Source organism: Herbivorax alkaliphila (assembly GCF_030848475.1).
GTDB lineage: Bacteria > Bacillota > Clostridia > Acetivibrionales > Acetivibrionaceae > Herbivorax.
Map to the genome: position 1 here is coordinate 1 of NZ_JAVDDS010000039.1, position 18,453 is coordinate 18,453.

Below are 18,453 nucleotides of genomic sequence, written 5' to 3' on the forward strand. Positions count from 1 at the left end.
GGTAGAGATTCTTGAAAAATCAATTGGTAAAGAAGCAGTAATTAAAAAATTGCCTATGCAATCGGAATATGTTAAAAGCACGTATGCAAACAGAGAAATACTTGGTTATAATCCCTCTACAGGAATTGAAACAGGTATCGAGAGATTTGTTAAATGGTATATAGGATATAATATATAGAGAAAAGATGAAAAATTAAGTATTTAAATTTAACAAAATAATTTACAATCTAACACTTGTGCTGTTATATTGAAAATAAAAAAGTTAGATTAAGCCTAATATAACAAAATAACTTGCAATTTAACAATAAAGATGTTATATTTAAAGTACAAATGTTATATTAAGAGGTGAATTCATTGATTATGGTTCTTGAGACTTACTTGAAGGAAAATATCGATAAAAATTTAACGGTTAATCCTTGGGATAAAAAGAATAATTTTTCACTGTTTTTGAGAAATAGTTATCGTTTTTATGACATGAAGATTCTTGAAACACAATGTGTTTTGATGGAAGTCCTTCATGATAAGCCGAATATCGATCAACTACAAAAGCATATTAAGCAAATTAAAAATCTTACAGACCGTCAAGTTGTTCTATTTTATAAGGACCTTTCAAGATATAGAAGAAGAAGTTTAATCGAAAAGAGAATCGCTTTCGTAATTGAAGATGGACAGATGTATTTGCCGTTTTTAGGGCTTGATTTGAAAAAGGCACAAGAACAAGCTGAACAAGATGTAAAGCGCTTTACAACACCTGCACAGATCGCGTATTTGTACTTTTTGTACAATAAAGATGAAGTTGTGAATATGACCAAGTTTGCAGAGAAGATGGGATTTAATTACATGAAAGCTTCTAGAGCACTAAATGAACTGTATCACGCGAATCTAATCACCTATGAGGTTGGTGGCAAGACAGGGAGAAGCAAGGAATATAAAAGAATTCCAGATCCAGACTATTTTTTGAATGGAAGGAAGTATTTAAAAACACCAGTGAGAAAAACCATCTATACAAGAACAAAACCTTTAGGTGCTTTGTCTACAGGGTTTGACGCACTGGCAGGGTTATCCATGATCAATATGCCCGATCATCCAGTCATGGCAATAGATAGAAAACAGCTCAATGAAGAACAGCTAGAAATTGTTAGGAACAAGGATTTGATAAAAGATACCAAATTAGTTGAACTTCAGCTTTGGGATTATGACCCTAAGTTATTTGCAGAAAAAAAGCATGTCGATTTACTATCTTTATATGCATCCTTGAAAGAAGAAACTGATGAAAGGGTTGAGCAAGCACTAGAAGAGGCTTTGCTAGGTGAGATATGGTACACGGACTAGAGAAGTTTAAAGAGTATTTTGGAGATTATACGAATCAATATGTTTTTATAGGTGGCACAGCTTGTGATATTCTTATGGATGAACTGGGAGCTCCATTTCGAGCCACCAAGGACTTAGATATGGTACTCATTATCGAAGCTCTCGATTTGTCTTTTGGAGAGAGGTTTTGGGAGTTTATTGAAGATGGTGGTTATGAGCATCGTGAGAAGAACGAAGGAGAGCATCAATTCTATCGATTTACAGAGCCGAAGGACTCATCTTTTCCTAAAATGATTGAACTATTTAGCAAGCAACCTAGTAACATGGAACTTAAATTTGATATCGGGTTAACACCGATCCACATCGATGAAAGCATTGTAAGTCTTTCAGCGATACTGCTCAATGACGTCTATTATGATTCATTAGTGAAAGGAAAACGAACAGTGGATGGTTACTCCATTATTAAAATTGAAACAGTTATTCTTTTCAAAATTAAAGCTTGGTTGGATATGAAAAAAAGAAAAGAAGGCGGAGAGAAAGTGGATTCAAAAAACATTCGAAAGCATAAAAATGATATCTTTAGGCTTTTATATAATGTGGTCTCTTCCAGTAAAGTTGAAACAGCAGGGGGAATTCAAAAAGATATTATTAAATTTACTGAGCTGATTCTCAAAGATAAACCAGATTTGAAGAATTTAGGGATAAAAGGAACTAATATTGATGAACTGTTAGATTTACTCAGGGATATTTTCTTAGAAAAATAAGAAGAGTGATTGAATAAAGTAAGTACTGAGTTTCAAGGCATGTTGACGTTAGATTCTGAAAATATACTTGTTGGGAAAATAGACAACAATTCTACAAATCAATTTTATGTGCGTAAGCTCAATGTAAAACAAGGAGAAATTTGGTATGCAAGAGCATACTTGATATACGAAGATTCTGATGGCAATGTTATTACTACATATAGTAAAGTTACTTCAAAAGGCCAAATATAGTTATATAGCAAAAAGGATGTTGATTTAATATATTTTAGAGATAAAAGACGCATATAGAAGAGATTAAACCCATTAATTAATAGAAAATATTAACTAATGGGTTTTTATTGTTATAATTTGTTTTACTGATGAATTTCCTAAGCGTTGTAGAGTGTTGTGCAACGAAAAAAGAAAAAGCGTTACAAAATGTAACAAAAAATACAACGAAAACGTTAACGTTGCAAATGTAAAATATTTATGGTGAAATTGCACTATAAATATTAATGAGTTGACTCTTTTGCAAACCAAGAAAAGTTATAATTTAGAATTTAAAGAAGTAGTTTCAAAAACTTTTTTAAAAACGGTTAGTGCTTATGCTAATTATAGTGATGGAAAAATAATATTTGGGGTAGATGACCATGGAAATAGGTGGTAAGACGGTCATTATTGTAGAAGTTAAAAAAGGTAAAGATACGCCTTACTATTACAAAGGAAAGGTCTACAAAAGAGCGGATACTGCAACCATAGAGGTAGATAGATTTGAACTTAGAAGACTAGCTATGGAAGGGATTAATATGCATTATGAAATGTTTATTGCAAATATTTAGAAATACATTTATAATAATAAAAGAAGTAAAAAAAAAATCAGGGGGGATAAAAATGAAAAAAGTAATGTTGTTTTTAATGAGCTTTTGTGTGTTTATTTTGATATCCGTTTCAGTTTATGGTGTGGAAGAAGAATATGATGATTTAGATCGTTTGACTAAGGTTGTTTATGACAACGGGACTACTATTGAATATAAATATGACCTAGAAGGAAACATTAAAAATATTATAACTACATATGCAGAAGAAAAACCAGAAAGCCTTTTAGGGGTCAGTATTATTGGAAATGGTTCTGTAAATCTTAATACTGAAACTGTAAGTTTACCTGTAAATTATAAATATAATTATGAATATGGTACATTACTAAAGTTGACTGCAGAAGCAAATGCAGGTTCAGAATTTGCATATTGGGAAGACGGTACAACAGGAAGTATAATTTCTAAAGAGCCGGTTTATCAGACTTTTATGGGAACAGGTGAGAATGTAAAGGCAGTATTTTATAGAACTCCTGAAGAGGATACCAATCAATTTACAGTTGTTTTAAACAACAGAAGTGGGAGGATATTGCAATCCACAAATGTTGCTAAAAATGAATCAGCTGTGCCTCCTGCTAATCCAAGGATGATAGGGTACAGGTTTGTTGGATGGGATGAGGATTTTAGTAATGTAGAATCGAATATGCTTATAAATCCGATATTTGAAAGGCTGCCTGATAAATATACTATAACTGTTGTCGATGGTGAATTACCTACAGGAGAGACAGAAAAAGAGTATAAATTTGATATACCAGTTAAAGTTATTGCAGATGATGCAGATGCAGGGATGAAATTTAGTCACTGGGAGCAGGATGGAATGAAAATAAGCATCGAGGAAAGTTTTTCGTTTTTTATGCCTAGGAGAGATACAGTGCTTACAGCTGTTTATGTAGAAGAATCAGAAAGTGTTGAAAAAGATCCCTTTATAGCATTGTCAGAACATATACTTGTTGATAGATTAGGGAGATCTATAATGTTTGTTGCCAATAGAAATGTTACGGAAGGATATAAACTTTTAGAAAGTGGAGTGATTTTATTTAATCCAGACACAGCATTTCAAGATATGTTGACTTTAGATACTGAAAATATAATTATTGGGAAGATAGATAACGACTCTACAGATCAGTTTTATGTGCGGAAGCTGAATGTGAACCAGGGGGAAATTTGGTATGCGAGGGCATATTTGATATATAAAGATTCTAAGGGCAATATTACTACAACATACAGTGAAGTTACTGCAAAAGGAGAAATATAAGGACTACTAAGAAATAAGTAAAAAACACCTCACCTAGTAGATGGTACTTGGTGAGGTGTTTTCTAAATTAAGTGAAAGCCTTAATATGAAAGGCATGTTATTTATGTGAATGAAAATATGGAAGAAACATTGTGGAGCAAGTTGTAGAGCGTGTTAATACGACGAGGAAAGGGAGAGCATTGTTTGAGCGATAGCGAGATTTGCTAAGGCCCCGAGGAGTATTTACAGGCTCTAAACTGCGTAACTTTAGTTTCTGGAATATTGTTCTTCATATTTAATATATACACCTCTTAATATGAAAGGCACTTGATGCCTTGGATTTTATTTGTTAATGTTTAAAAATAATAGTATAATACAATTTAAGTATTGGAATATTTTAATGATATTAAAGCCATGTGGAGAAATAATAATGTCTATAGATGCAAAAATATTTATGTATATACATAAACTTATATTAAAAAAAGAGAATCTTAAAAAACCACTGTACTTTATAACAAGAGCTTCATCAAGGTTTTTTGTTGTCTTTTATGCAGGGTGTGTTTTGTATTTACTCTTTAATTTAGATAAGCGGTTGATAAAATTTCTTTTGATACCAGCATTGGTGTTTGTTACAGTAAGTGCGTTAAGAAAGATTATAAATAGAAAAAGACCTTTTGAGGCACTTGAAATTGAGCCAATAGTGTATCATGATACAGGTGGTTCATTTCCCAGCAGGCACGCTTCATCTGCGATGATAATTGCTTTATCAGTGTACTGGATTCATCCACTGGCAGGAATCTTATGTATTGGGGTGGCTGTACTTACTGCTGCTTCTAGAGTGTTAGCAGGAGTTCATTATCCATTGGATGTCTTGGGGGGAATTTTTCTATCCTTTGTGTTTTTTAAGCTGTTTTTGATATAATATATCTTAGTGGAAATTTGTATTATAAAAAATATAGTATAGGAGTTAATATGTACTTATGAAAAAAGTAATGGTGGTTTTTGGGACAAGACCAGAAGCTATAAAAATGTGTCCTCTTGTTAAAGAACTAAAAAAAAGAAATGAATTAAAAACTACAGTTTGTGTGACAGGTCAGCACAGGGAAATGCTAGATCAAGTTTTAAAAGCTTTTCATGTAGAGCCTGAGTATGATTTATTCATAATGAAAGAAAAACAAACTCTATTTGATGTTACTATAAATATTTTAGAAAAGATGCAGGCGGTGTTAGAAGAGGTTAAGCCTGACATAGTATTAGTACATGGTGATACATCAACAACTTTTGTGACTTCACTGGCATGTTTTTACTTGCAAATACAAGTAGGTCATGTGGAGGCAGGACTTAGAACATATAATATTTATTCTCCATATCCAGAAGAATTTAATCGTCAAGCTGTTGGTATTATGGCTAATTACAATTTTGCACCTACTAAAGTTTCAAAAGAGAATCTTGTAAAAGAAGGAAAGGAGCCTTCAACTATTTATGTAACAGGAAATACAGCAATAGATGCACTAAAAACCACTGTAAAAGAAGATTATAATCATGAACATTTAAAGTGGGCATTGGACAGCAGACTCATAATGATAACAGCTCATAGAAGAGAAAACCTTGGACAGCCAATGAGAAATATGTTTAGAGCTATTAAGAGGATTATTGATGAAAAACCTGATATTAAAGCTATTTATCCAATTCATATGAATCCAGTGGTAAGGGAAGCTGCCAGTGAAATCTTTGGAGATACTGATAGAATAAGAATTATAGAGCCTTTGGAAGTACTTGATTTTCACAATTTTCTTTCAAGGTCATATCTAATTTTGACAGACAGCGGAGGAATACAAGAAGAAGCTCCCAGCCTTGGCAAGCCAGTTTTAGTTATGAGAGATACAACAGAAAGGCCAGAAGGAATTGAAGCAGGAACGTTAAAACTTGTTGGTACAGATGAAGAAGTTATATATAAGACTTTTAAAAAGCTTCTTGATGATAAAGATGAATATGAAAAGATGAGTAGAGCAAGTAATCCTTATGGTGACGGATTCGCAAGTAAGAGGATTGCTGATATAATATCTGGTTGTTATAGTGAATAAATAAAACTTATTAATAAAAAAGCAATGCATACTGTATGTTTCGCTTTTTTTTAATTAATGTGTATAAATATTTGGATTGTTTTTTCGTCATATCTTCCTTCAGAAGTTGTTACAAGTAGTTCAAAGAATGTTCTTTTAAGAAAATTAATGTATAGCATAATGCAAAGAATATAATTAGTAATAAAAATATTATATGAACTTTTAAATTTTTAGCCTCATTGTGTTTGACATATAGTAAATTGAGTGTACATGATAAAATCGTAAATTTATATGCTCAAAAATAAAAATTCATGTTATAATACATGGTTAAGTGATATAATGGAATTGATTAATGAAAAATCAAGACTACATTAGGAGAAATGATAAAGGGATGCGATGAGCTATCTGAAAATGTGAAAAAATATGTTCCAGATTATGAATATTTACTTTATGACTTATCAAAATATACAGATGAACAGATAAGGTGTTGAATATGAAAATAGAGAATCTGAAAAAAATAATCAGTGAAGGTGAAAGCATTACTGTAGAATTTAAAAAAAGTAAAAATAAGCTAAACAAAGATGTATATGAATCAGTTTCTGCATTTTTAAATCGATATGGGGGAAAACTGTTTTTAGGTGTTAATGATTCAGGTGAAATTACGGGCATAAATTCAGAGGCAGTTGAACAAATTAAAAAGGATTTTGTAACATCTCTAAATAATCCTAATACTCTTAATCCTACTTTTTATTTAGCTGTAGAAGAGGTAAAAATAGATGGAAAAGTGATTTTATATATTAATGTTCCTGAAAGTTCTCAGGTTCATAGATGTAAAGGAAAAATATTCGATCGAAATGAAGATGGTGATTTTGATATTACAAATAATACAAATTTAGTGTCTAGCCTTTATATGAGGAAACAGAGTACTTATACAGAAAATAGAATCTTTCCGTATGCTGAAATGGATGAGCTGGAAGACGAATTGTTTACAAGGGTTCGAAAAATAGTTGGAAACATGAGATCTGACCACCCATGGTCTTCAATGGATAATATAGATATATTGAAGAGTTCTGGAATGTATTTAAAGGATCAGATTACAGGTGAACAAGGAATTACCCTTGCTGGCATTTTGATTTTTGGCAGTGAGCTGATGATACAAACAGTTCTTCCTCATTATAGAACAGATGCTATTCTGAGACGGGAAAACCTTGACCGATATGATGATCGAGATGACATAAGGGTGAATCTTATAAGAAGTTATGAAAGACTGATGCAGTTTATTTCTAAACATCTCAATGACAAATTCTATCTTGAGGGAACTCAGAGGCTCAGTATAAGAGATAAGATTTTCAGGGAAGCTATTACCAATTTATTGATTCATAGAGAATTTTCCAATCCTTTCCCAGCAAAAATGATTATAGAAATAAACAGAGTATATATCGAAAATGGCAACAAACCTCATGGCAATGGCATCATTGATCCGGAGGATTTTTCACCTTATCCCAAGAATCCAAAAATTGCAAAGTTTTTCAAAGAGATAGGGTGGGTTGATGAGCTTGGTTCAGGAGTTAGGAACATATTCAAATACAATAAGATTTACTCTGGTGCAGATCCTAAATTTATTGAGGGAGATGTTTTCAAGACAATTATTCCTTTGACCAACCAAGATACCAACCAAGATACCAACCAAGATACCAACCAAGATACCAACCAAGATACCAACCAAGATGGTGTGGCTATAAAAAGGTTGTTGGAGTTTTGTAGAACTCCACGAACAAGAGAAGAAATGCAAAAGTTCATGAAACTTAACAATAGGGGGTATTTTAGAACGAAGATACTTAATCCGTTAGTCAATGGAGGGCTTCTCAAAATGACGTTACCAGACAAGCCAACAAGTAAGTATCAGAAGTACTATTCCAATAAGTAAATAATTAGCTCATCGTGAAATCCTAAAATGAATAGAAAAAGAAGTTATGATAAGAAAGAATAGTATAATGTAAGATATTACATAGAAGATATTTTGAGTGATTGGATTAATATGGAGAAATAATAATGTCTATAGATACAAAAATATTGACAAAAGTAAAAAATGAAGTATAATATAATGATATCGTAAGTATAATACTTATGAGTACAATAATCGCAAGTATATAAAAGGGTGATTAAAGTGTTTGTAGGAAGAGACAAGGAACTAGAGAGTCTAAACAAATTATATGATCAGGATAAATTTCAAATGGTTGTTATGTATGGGAGGAGAAGAGTTGGGAAAACAACTCTTGTTTTGAAGTTTATAGAGGATAAACCTGCCATATTTTTTACTGCTCAGGAAGCAAACGATACTATAAACCTTAGGATGTTTTCCCAAAAAATATATACTTTTTTTGGGTTTCCAAAGGGTACAAGTGCTTTTGAGAGTTGGAATGATGCTTTTGAATTTTTAGCAGATAAAGCAAAGACACAGAAATTTGTTTTGGCTTTTGATGAGTTTCCATATGCTTCTGCTGAAAATAAATCACTAAAATCTATTTTGCAAAATTGTATTGATCATAAGTTAAAGGAAACACCAATGTTTATGATTTTGTGTGGAAGTCATATAGGCTTTATGGAGAATGAAGTTTTAGGTTATAAAAGTCCTTTGTTTGGAAGGAGGACATCTCAGATAAAGTTAGAAGGATTTGATTATTTAGATGCATCTAAGATGATGAACAATTTTTCAAATGAAGATAAAATACGCTTTTATAGCTGTATAGGTGGAACTCCGCATTATTTAGCTCAGATAAATCAAAATGAAACCTTTGAAGAAAATATAAATAGACTGTATTTTGATATTTCAGGATATTTATATAATGAACCTGTGATGCTGTTGCAACAAGAATTACGTGAACCAGCCATGTATAACTCGATTGTGTCAGCAATAGCAGCTGGTGCTTCAAGGTTGAATGAGATTTCTACTAAAATAGCAGAAGACAGTTCAAAGGTAAACAAATACCTAAAAACACTAATTGATATAGGAATTATATGTAAACAATATCCTTTTGGAGAAGACCCATTATCTAGTCGAAAAGGTATTTATAAGATATCTGATAATTGTTATAATTTTTGGTATAGGTTTGTGTTTTTAAATCGTGCTGAAGTTGAAAGTGGAAATGGTGATATTATTGCAGATAATGAAGTTTTTGGAGAGGAGCTTTCTTCATTTATTGGAAAACCAGCATTTGAGCAAATATGCCTTCAATATATGTTGAGAAAAAATAAAAAAGGTGACCTTCCTTTTGTTGCCACCAGTCACGGAATGTGGTGGGGAAATGACCCTATTAAAAGACAGCAAGCTGATTTTGATATTGTATTTGCAAATCGTAAAGAAAAGAAGATAATTTTAGGTGAATGTAAATGGAGGAATTCAGTAAATGTTATTGGAGAAATAAACTCACTTATTGACAAAAAATATCTTATGCAAAAATATGATGATGTTTACTACTATTTATTCACTAAAACAGATCATTCAAAGGAAGCAAAAAAACTGAAAACTGAAAAAGTTAAATTAGTTAATACCGATATGCTGTTTTCTATATAATATTATTGCAATTCGTGAACCTTTTAACCTTGGGAAATAATCGGGAAATAATAATTTACATGTAAACCCATAAAAAGTTATAAAAAGAAAGAGATACAAAGATTTGATGCTGAGAATGAGTTTATTTATTGGATTTTTTTGCACAAAATATATTGAAGTATCCTTTTTATGTGATATAATATTTATAGTTAAAATAATCAAGAAATAGTTAAGTTAAAATTCCAATGTAATAAAAACAATTTAATACATGTGCAGTACTAAAAAAGGCTTAAAAATGGTTAGGGATGTAGTAGTAGACCATGTTAAGTATAAAAAAAAGGGAGGTAATGTATATGAAAGGCAAATTAGCAAGATGCATTGTGTCTATGGGAGTTTGTGTACTTGTTTTTGTTTTAAGTTATTCTGTAGTAATTTCTTGTGAGGGGGTTGATAATTGTAACCATGAGGTTAATGGGGATGAGAATCAACAGGATGTATTTAAAGAAGATATAACGTTACATAATGATGAAGAGATATCTGGAGATTTAGTATTAGAAGATGGTACCCTTGACTTAGCTGGAAATATGTTGACAGTAGAAGGTGACTTAATTCAGACAGGTGGAACACTTTTGGTAAATGGTGGATATCTTGACGTGGCTGGTGATTACAAAATTGAGGATGATGGTAATAGTGTAAGTGCATTGCTTAAAATGACAAATAAATATGACTATGTAAAAGTAGAAGGATCATTTATTACCAAGTCAAATAAATCTCATTCTACTAAACTTTTATCTGGAATAATGGAGATAAAAGGAGATTTTATTCAAAAAGAAGGTAATTCAGCTAATTTCCTTGCAAGTGAAACTCACATGGTTATATTAAGTGGAGATGATATTCAAACGATAGAGTTTGAAAATCTAGATTACTCCAGATTCAACACTCTTGGTATAACAAAACCATTAGATGAAGGATATAATTTCCTTAATGATGAAGTAGTATGGAATGATTTAGTTGAATACTATGAAGAGACAGAAAAAGAATTACTTGAAGTAAGTGTTTTAGGTAATGGTTCTGTAAAAATGGATGATGAAATTCTTCCCCTAAACTATAAAGAGCTTTTTGAAGTTGGAACTGAAATAGAATTAGAGGGTATTGCAAATGAAAATTCTGAATTTGCTTTTTGGGAAGATGGAGAAAGTGGAACAATTTTATCTGGTAACTCTTTGCATCAGTTAGTAATAGGTACAGGTTCAAATCTTAAAGCAATATTTTTCGACACGTCTGAAGAGTTAGAAGAATTTAATGTTGTCTTTATAGATAGAACTGGAAAAGTACTTCAATCTACAAAAGTTGCAAAGAATGAAGCAGCTGTTCCTCCAGCAGATCCTTATATGATAGGATATGAGTTTGTGGAATGGAATCAAGACTTTGAAAATGTTGAATCAAATATGTTAATAGCACCTATATTTGAAAGACTGCCAGATAAATATGTTGTTACTGTTTCAGGTGGAGAATTGTCTGATGAAGGTACAGAAGGAGAATACAAATTTGATGTGCCAGTTGAAGTTATTGCAAATGAACCTCTAGAAGGTATGCAATTTAGTCACTGGGAGCAAGATGGAATAAAAATCAGCAATAAGAATACATTTTCTTTCTTTATGCCAAATAAAGATACTGAATTGACAGCGGTGTTTGTTGAAGATGTTGAGGGAATTGAAATAGAATCCTTTATTGCACTATCAGAATATGTAATGGTAGACGATACTGATAAATCAATGATATTTGTTGCTAATAGAAACCTTGAAGAAGCAGACAGATTAATTGAAAGTGGTATAATTTTACTACAGTCAGACGTAGAATTAGAAGAGTCTTTAACGTTAGAAACTGATAATATAATACGTGGAAGAATAAGTAATGACTCTACAGATCAGTTTTATGTGCGTAAGAAAGATATAGAAGATGGAGAGAGTTGGTATGCAAGATCTTATATGATTTATGAGGATTCAGAAGGTAGTATTAAAACTGTATATAGTGAAGTAACTGTTAATAGTGTAATGGAATGATTATTTAAATTGTATAGGAGGTGAATAGAATGAAAAAGCCATATGAAAAGCCGGAATTAGAAATTACTAGGTTTGAAACTGAGGACATTGCATACAGTGTGCCTGACCCTTCCGGAATGGAGGGAATTGATTTAGATTAAAAAAAAGGCGGATTTTGTCTGCCTTTTTCCCACTGTTTTATAAGGTGGGAGAGTTAAAATTTAAAGAATTAAAAGTCAAAGGGGCTTAAAGCCCCTGAACTTTTATATAATTAAAAAGGGAGAGAAAAGTTATGAGGTTTAAATTCTTAATTGTTTTAGTTTTAACAGCGCTTATGTTAAATAGTATGTTGGGGTTAGAGGTTTTAGCACAAAATCCAGTTATTGAGTTTGAAGACATAGAAGAAGATTTTTGGGGCAAGCCGGCAATTGATAATTGGAAAGATAGGGGTATTATAAAAGGAGATGGGAAAAATTTTAATCCCAATAGTAATATTACACGTGCAGAGATGATAGCAATTTTAGATAATATTTTTAAATATGATTTGATGGTGGACAACCCTTTTTATGATGTTGAAGAAGGTAAATGGTATTATGATGCTCTAATAAAAGCATATGCAAATGATGTAATCAAAGGAAGCCTTGATGAAGATGGGAATCCACTTGCAAGAGCAGAAGATTCTCTAACTCGTGCAGAGGCAGCGGTTATTTTTGATAATATTTTTTCTATAGAGTTGCCTTCTGATTACAATTCAAGTTTTGAAGATGACAAGTTGCCAGAATGGGCAGAACATTCAATATTTGCTATGGAGGCAGCAGGTTATATACGTGGAAAAGGAAATAACTTGTTTGAACCTGATAGCAATTTGACAAGGGCTGAGATGGTTCAGATTCTTGATAATGTTATCCAGCTTTATATTGATACTCCAGAAAGTTATAGCAAAGATATAGAGGGTAACGTGGTGATAAATTCATCAGGAGTAAAACTTGAAAATATGAAGATAGAAGGCAATGTTTATCTGGCAGAAGGAATTGGAGATGGAGATATTGAGTTTAATAACGTTTATGTATATGGAAGAACGTTTATAAGAGGCGGAGGAAAAGAGGGAATTAAAGCAGTAAATAGTGATTTGGGAACTATTAAATTAGAAAAAGACGGCTTGCTTTTGAATTTAGCTGAAACAGATACGGAGACTATAGACAAGGAAGATGAAGAAATTCCAGCAGCGCCTTCAGAAGATGAAGAAGATGAGGAAGATGAGGAAGATGAAACTTCTGAAAGTCCAAGTTCATCAGCTTCGTCAAGATCTTCAAGTTCGTCAGGTTCATCCGATAGATCAAGTTCAGATGAAGACGAAGATGATGGTGCAGACGACGATGCAGATGAAGACACAGACGAAGATGAGAGTGCAGACGACGATGCAGATGAAGACACAGACGAAGATGATGGTGCAGACGAAGATGGAGATGAAGACGAAGACACAGATGAAGGTGTAGACGACGATGACGATGAAGACGAAGATAAAGACTCATCAGAAGCTCAAAGTGCAGATATGGTAGATTATTAATTAGGGGGCTTTTGAATGAATCACTACAAGATAGCTGATTTGGGAGTAGAAATATTGAGCTTGCAAAAAACGCTAAATGTACGGTCTAAGCCGTATGTTGTCAAAAACATAGATTCAGTGGATGTTAAAATACACATGACTGATAAAAAGCTAAAAACCATTAAAGATAAACATTCAGAGCTCTCTTTTGACGAATTGGAATATATATACACAGGCTTTGCTTTTTCAAATTCCATTTTAGACTTTAATGGTTTTTGCTTGCACTCTTCAGCAGTTTCATTAGATAATAAAGCGTTTTTGTTTTCTGCTCCATGTGGTACTGGAAAGTCTACTCATACAGAGTTATGGAGGCAGTACTTTGGTAAAGACAGGACATTTATAATTAATGATGACAAGCCTGCTATACGATTGATTGATGATGTTTTTTATGTGTATGGGACACCTTGGAGTGGAAAGAATAACTTACATTCTAACGTAAAAGTACCACTTGAGGCAATTGTATTTATCGAACAGTCTAAAGAGAACAGAGTAGAATTGTTAAGTGACAGGGAAGCTGTTAAGATGTTAATAAGTCAGAGTTTACGTCCCTTTAGCAGCAATATTAATGGTATGGGCAATTTATTAAATATTATAGACATTTTACTTAAAAAGATACCTGTATATCGATTAAGATGCAATATAAGTATGGAGGCTGTAGAGCTTATTTACAATACAGTAAATAAGCTTAAGACTTTATCTTTTTGAGAGTTGTTATACGATAAAAAACCCTTTAAACAAAAGGGGAAGTTAAGTTATAAAAAAAGAAAGGATTAAGATTAATGAAGATTAAATCTGGATATATTATAAGAGAAATTTCAGATAATCATGTTGTAGTTCCAACAGGTCAGGCTACAGTTGATTTTAATGGTATGATAACGTTGAATGAAACAGGAGCTTTTTTGTGGAAAGAACTTACAAAAGGTAAAAAATTAGACCAGTTAGCTGTGGATTTTATGAAAGAATATGATGTTGATCAGACCACAGCAAAAAATGATATTAAAGAGTTTGTTGAAAGGCTTAAGGATGCTGATTTAATTGATCAATAAGATAATGTTGTCTCAAGCACATGAGCTAATTGAAGAAGTTTTAAATAATGAGGGTGAAATTGTTCTTACAGTTATGGGCAACAGCATGTATCCTATGCTTAGAAACAAAAAAGATAGTGTCTGTATTGTAAGGCCTTTAAATAAAGTTTTAAAAAAGTATGACATTCCGCTTTTTATAAGAGATGACGGAAAATATGTTTTACACAGGATTGTAGATGTAAGGTCTGATGGATATGTTTTAATAGGAGATAATCAATACAAAAAAGAATATTCTGTATTGCATTCGCAAGTAGTAGGGGTAGTAAAAGGTTTTTGGAGAAATGGAAAGTATTTTTCATGTGATAATATTTTTTATAATATCTATATCAGGTTCTGGAAAGGGATATTTCCTTTACGTCTTGTTTTAAAAAAGGTTAAGTCAATATATGGAAGGTCAAAAACTTGGAGAAAAGTATAAGATGGAAGATAAAAAGGTTTTATTATGGATATATAAAAACTCTAAATCCCAGCTAATTAAAATGCTTGTATTGATTTTTGTAAGTATATTTTTAGCATTAAATGGAGTTGTTATTGCTCTTTTTTCTAGAGAGCTTGTTGACAGTGCTTCGACAGGGGAAAGAGACAGGTTATTTTTTTATGGCTCTCTTTTGATTATTTTATTTTTACTTCAGTTTGTTTCCACTATTTCATGTAAATATTTTCAAAGGGAAATGCAAAATAAGCTTGAAAATTGTTATAAGTCAAAAATGTTAAGTGAATATACAAAAAAAGATTATTCATATATAAAAAAGTATCATAAAGGAGATATATTAAGTAGATTTACAGCAGATGCATTAAAGGTAAGTGAAGGTGTATCAACTATTTTACCAAATTTCGTGAAGTTTTTTACTAAATTAATTTCTGCATTTACCGTTTTATTTATTTTAAATAAAGTTTTTACATTGGTATTTGTAGCAGGTGGAATAATAGTTCTGTTTGTTACAAGATTACTTAGAAATAAAGCTAAAAGACTTCACAAAAACATGCAAAGTAAAGATGCTTCACTGCGTTCTTTTATTTATGAATTATTAGAGAATATTATTGTTATAAAGGTTTTTAAAGCAGAGGATACAATACTAGACAAAACTTCTGAATTGCAAAATAATCACTACCTTGCTAAAAGAGAAAAAAATATTTTTGATGTTTTTGCTGCAACAGGGTTTTCTTTTATTTTTTCTATGGTTTATTTATACGCACTGATTTGGAATTCTTATGAGCTTATTCATGGTAATATTAGCTTTGGAACATTAATAGCTATTTTGCAGTTGGTGGGACAGCTTCAAGGACCTTTTTCTGGATTGTCCGGTCTTATGCCTAAATTTTATGGGGCTATGGCTTCAGCAGAGAGGATAATTGAAATAACAAAATTGCCTGAAGAGTCAGGTCTGGATGAAGCAGATAAATATGATATGCAGCTTTATTCTGACATAGAATCTGTAAATATTGAGAATTTATCTTTTGGATACCATGAAGAAAAAGTTTTAAAAAATGTTGATTTGACAATTAGAAATGGTGACTTTGTATTGGTAAGTGGTACATCGGGAATTGGAAAAAGTACATTGCTAAAGCTTCTGCTTGGAGTATATTCTCCTGACAGAGGTAAGATTTTTTTAAAAAGGTATTGTGGCAAAAAAATAGATATCAATTACCATACGAGAAAGTATTTTACCTATGTTCCTCAAAAAAATATAGTGTTTTTTGGAACAATAAGAGATAATATTTCATTTTTCAAATCAAATATAACAGACGAGGAAATAATGAAAGCAGCAAAAATAAGTTGTGCAAATGAATTTATCGATCAACTTCCACTTAAATTAGATACTGTAATTGGAGAAAATGATCAGGGGTTATCTGAAGGTCAGGTTCAAAGAATAGCAATTGCGAGGGCAATTTTGACTAATGCACCTTTAGTTCTTTTAGACGAGGCAACATCTGCTTTAGATGAAATTACCGAAAAGAAAATATTATCAAACCTTAAAAAAATTACTAAAAGAACTTTTATTTTTGTAACTCATAAAAAAACACTTAATTCTTTATATAACAATGTTATTTATATAAAAGAAGGAGAGGTTTTTCAAGAAAGGTATAATGACGGGAGGGGTTTATGTGAAAAATGTTGAAAAAGAAAAGTCATATTTAATTCATTTAATTTCTAGAGCAATTCACGAAAAGCAGGCAAAGAGTCCTCCTAAAAACCTAAAGTGGGCAAGTTTATATAAACTTGCCTGTTATCACAATGTTTCAAATATTATTTATTATCCACTAAAGGGCGTTGAGGACAAATATAAAATGCCAAAAAATATATGGCAAAATATTTGTAATGAGTATAAAAAAAGTGTTGGCAAAGAGGCTACACAGCATGTTATGACAGAAATGATTTTAGAAGAATTTGAAAAAAATAAAATTGAATGTATGCCCCTTAAAGGGTATTTTTTAAAGTATCTTTATCCTAAGGTGGATATGAGGACAATGGGGGATATAGATATTTTATACAAAGATAACAAAACATCCTTTGTTAGAAAAATTATGAAAGATATGAATTATAGCATTGAAAAAATTGAGGATAAACATGATAAATACTATAAGAAGCCTTTTATGACTATAGAAATGCATAAAAGCCTTGTGGGCAACCTTGAGCCCTATGCATCTTATTATAAAAATGTTTGGGACAAATTAAAAACAAAGAAAAATTTCCAATACATATACCAATTTTCAAAAGAAGATTTCTACATTTTTTTAATGGTGCATTTTACAAAACACTATGTAAATAACGGTGTTGGTGTTCGCAGCATCGTTGATATATGGGTATACAACAGTAAATTTTATGATAATATGGATTGGAATTATATAAAGTGTGAATTAGAAAAAATTAAACTTGATGAATTTGAAGAAAATATTCGTGGACTATCTCAATTTTGGTTTGAAAGTGAGAAGTGTAATGAGGAGGATAATGAGCTTTATGATTTAATGGGTGACTATATTTTATCAAGTGGTGTTTATGGGACAATAAAAAATGGAGCTTTAGCGGGTATGAGTAGGGAGTTTGAGGATAAAAGAAGTGTAAAAAGATTAAAGCATTTTCATGGTTTTAAAATGCTTTTTCCTAATTTAAATGGTATGAAAAAAAGGTTTGAAATTCTTAATAAGTTTCCCTTTTTACTTCCAGTGTTTTGGATATATAGGCTGGTTAGAGGTTTTTTATTTAGAAGGGAAAGGTCATTTAAAAAAGTTGAATCGGTTTATTCTGCTTCTAAAAAAGATATATCAAAAATTTTAGATTTGCATACAAAAGCAGGACTTTATAAGTGATTTTAAAAAATATTTTCTTGAATGAAAATGGTAGAAGGTGATATAATTTATTAAGAAAGTTTTTTGGCGAGAGGTGTGTTTGACATAGATAAGAAAAGCAGATATATAGTGACAGTACTTACATGGGTGCTTGTGATTTTTTGTATGTTAACAATCATTTCCCTTTCAAGTGAACCAGCCCATGTTTCAAGAGAAAAAAGCGGTTTTATTTTAGAGAGAGTTGAACCTTTTGTTGAGAGTATGATAGAAAGGTTTAATATTAATTTTATTAATATAAATAAGCTTCATTTTTACATACGTAAAACGGCACATGTGTTTATTTATTTTTTATTGAGTATTTTGTTATGTCTTGCCTGGAAGGCAGTTAGAGTAAAAGGATTAAAGCCTTACTACAGAACTTGGATTATGGCTACTGCCTTTTCTATAATAGATGAAACATATCAAACATTTATTCCAGGTAGAAGCGGAGAGGTTAGAGATGTATTTCTCGATAATATAGGCATAACACTAGGGCTGTTGTTTGTTGCCTTTTTCTCGCGTATTTTTTCATATATTAAAGGTCAAAAGAAAATTAATTAACATTTTTTAAAAAATATTTTGCAATGCAATCTTAATTTAGGTATAATAAGACATCA

General features: G+C 31.5%; 18 protein-coding genes. All 18 read left to right on the plus strand.

Annotated features, from left to right (window positions below):
- Window positions 1–354 precede the first annotated feature (354 nt).
- The 18 genes from RBH29_RS13055 to RBH29_RS13140 all read left to right on the plus strand — a co-directional run bounded on the left by RBH29_RS13055 (window position 355) and on the right by RBH29_RS13140 (window position 18,397).
- A complete protein-coding gene (locus RBH29_RS13055; protein ID WP_306697360.1) occupies window positions 355–1,332 on the plus strand; it encodes a hypothetical protein in 978 nt (325 codons plus the stop codon).
- Window positions 1,317–2,075: a hypothetical protein gene (locus tag RBH29_RS13060; RefSeq protein ID WP_306697361.1), complete on the plus strand. Its 759-nt coding sequence runs from the start codon at window positions 1,317–1,319 to the stop codon at window positions 2,073–2,075. The genes RBH29_RS13055 and RBH29_RS13060 overlap by 16 nt, the downstream gene beginning before the upstream one ends.
- Window positions 2,076–2,084: 9 nt before the next feature.
- Window positions 2,085–2,306, plus strand: a complete 222-nt coding sequence (locus tag RBH29_RS13065) for a hypothetical protein (protein ID WP_306697362.1) — start codon at window positions 2,085–2,087, stop codon at window positions 2,304–2,306.
- 277 nt (window positions 2,307–2,583) lie between these two features.
- Window positions 2,584–2,721, plus strand: coding sequence for an AlbA family DNA-binding domain-containing protein (locus RBH29_RS13070; RefSeq protein WP_306697363.1), 138 nt, complete (start codon window positions 2,584–2,586; stop codon window positions 2,719–2,721).
- The gene (locus tag RBH29_RS13075; protein WP_306697364.1) at window positions 2,705–2,893 is read left to right on the plus strand and encodes an AlbA family DNA-binding domain-containing protein; all 189 of its coding nucleotides are present in this window, start codon (window positions 2,705–2,707) and stop codon (window positions 2,891–2,893) included. Before RBH29_RS13070 ends, RBH29_RS13075 begins: the two co-directional genes overlap by 17 nt.
- Before the next feature lie 52 nt (window positions 2,894–2,945).
- The gene (locus RBH29_RS13080) at window positions 2,946–4,181 is read left to right on the plus strand and encodes an InlB B-repeat-containing protein (RefSeq protein WP_306697365.1); all 1,236 of its coding nucleotides are present in this window, start codon (window positions 2,946–2,948) and stop codon (window positions 4,179–4,181) included.
- Window positions 4,182–4,512: 331 nt separating this feature from the next.
- A complete protein-coding gene (locus RBH29_RS13085; RefSeq protein ID WP_306697366.1) occupies window positions 4,513–5,082 on the plus strand; it encodes a phosphatase PAP2 family protein in 570 nt (189 codons plus the stop codon).
- A gap of 58 nt (window positions 5,083–5,140) precedes the next feature.
- On the plus strand, window positions 5,141–6,244 hold the full coding sequence (gene wecB / locus RBH29_RS13090) for a non-hydrolyzing UDP-N-acetylglucosamine 2-epimerase (protein ID WP_306697367.1): 1,104 nt from the start codon (window positions 5,141–5,143) through the stop codon (window positions 6,242–6,244).
- Window positions 6,245–6,716: 472 nt separating this feature from the next.
- On the plus strand, window positions 6,717–8,150 hold the full coding sequence (locus RBH29_RS13095) for an RNA-binding domain-containing protein (protein WP_306697368.1): 1,434 nt from the start codon (window positions 6,717–6,719) through the stop codon (window positions 8,148–8,150).
- Window positions 8,151–8,390: 240 nt separating this feature from the next.
- On the plus strand, window positions 8,391–9,797 hold the full coding sequence (locus RBH29_RS13100) for an ATP-binding protein (protein ID WP_306697369.1): 1,407 nt from the start codon (window positions 8,391–8,393) through the stop codon (window positions 9,795–9,797).
- A gap of 332 nt (window positions 9,798–10,129) precedes the next feature.
- Window positions 10,130–11,839, plus strand: a complete 1,710-nt coding sequence (locus tag RBH29_RS13105) for an InlB B-repeat-containing protein (protein ID WP_306697370.1) — start codon at window positions 10,130–10,132, stop codon at window positions 11,837–11,839.
- Between the two features lie 271 nt (window positions 11,840–12,110).
- Window positions 12,111–13,385, plus strand: a complete 1,275-nt coding sequence (locus tag RBH29_RS13110) for an S-layer homology domain-containing protein (protein ID WP_306697371.1) — start codon at window positions 12,111–12,113, stop codon at window positions 13,383–13,385.
- A 15-nt stretch (window positions 13,386–13,400) separates the two neighbouring features.
- Window positions 13,401–14,129 (plus strand): hypothetical protein, encoded by a 729-nt coding sequence (locus RBH29_RS13115; RefSeq protein ID WP_306697372.1) that lies wholly within the window; start codon window positions 13,401–13,403, stop codon window positions 14,127–14,129.
- Between the two features lie 74 nt (window positions 14,130–14,203).
- Window positions 14,204–14,470, plus strand: a complete 267-nt coding sequence (locus RBH29_RS13120) for a PqqD family protein (protein ID WP_306697373.1) — start codon at window positions 14,204–14,206, stop codon at window positions 14,468–14,470.
- Window positions 14,460–14,927 carry a S24/S26 family peptidase gene (locus RBH29_RS13125; RefSeq protein ID WP_306697374.1) on the plus strand — a complete coding sequence of 156 codons (468 nt, stop codon included), beginning with the start codon at window positions 14,460–14,462 and terminating at the stop codon, window positions 14,925–14,927. The genes RBH29_RS13120 and RBH29_RS13125 overlap by 11 nt, the downstream gene beginning before the upstream one ends.
- Window positions 14,896–16,629 carry an ABC transporter ATP-binding protein gene (locus RBH29_RS13130; protein WP_306697375.1) on the plus strand — a complete coding sequence of 578 codons (1,734 nt, stop codon included), beginning with the start codon at window positions 14,896–14,898 and terminating at the stop codon, window positions 16,627–16,629. Before RBH29_RS13125 ends, RBH29_RS13130 begins: the two co-directional genes overlap by 32 nt.
- On the plus strand, window positions 16,616–17,818 hold the full coding sequence (locus RBH29_RS13135; protein ID WP_306697376.1) for a nucleotidyltransferase domain-containing protein: 1,203 nt from the start codon (window positions 16,616–16,618) through the stop codon (window positions 17,816–17,818). Before RBH29_RS13130 ends, RBH29_RS13135 begins: the two co-directional genes overlap by 14 nt.
- A gap of 63 nt (window positions 17,819–17,881) precedes the next feature.
- Window positions 17,882–18,397 carry a VanZ family protein gene (locus RBH29_RS13140; RefSeq protein WP_306697377.1) on the plus strand — a complete coding sequence of 172 codons (516 nt, stop codon included), beginning with the start codon at window positions 17,882–17,884 and terminating at the stop codon, window positions 18,395–18,397.
- Window positions 18,398–18,453: the final 56 nt, after the last annotated feature.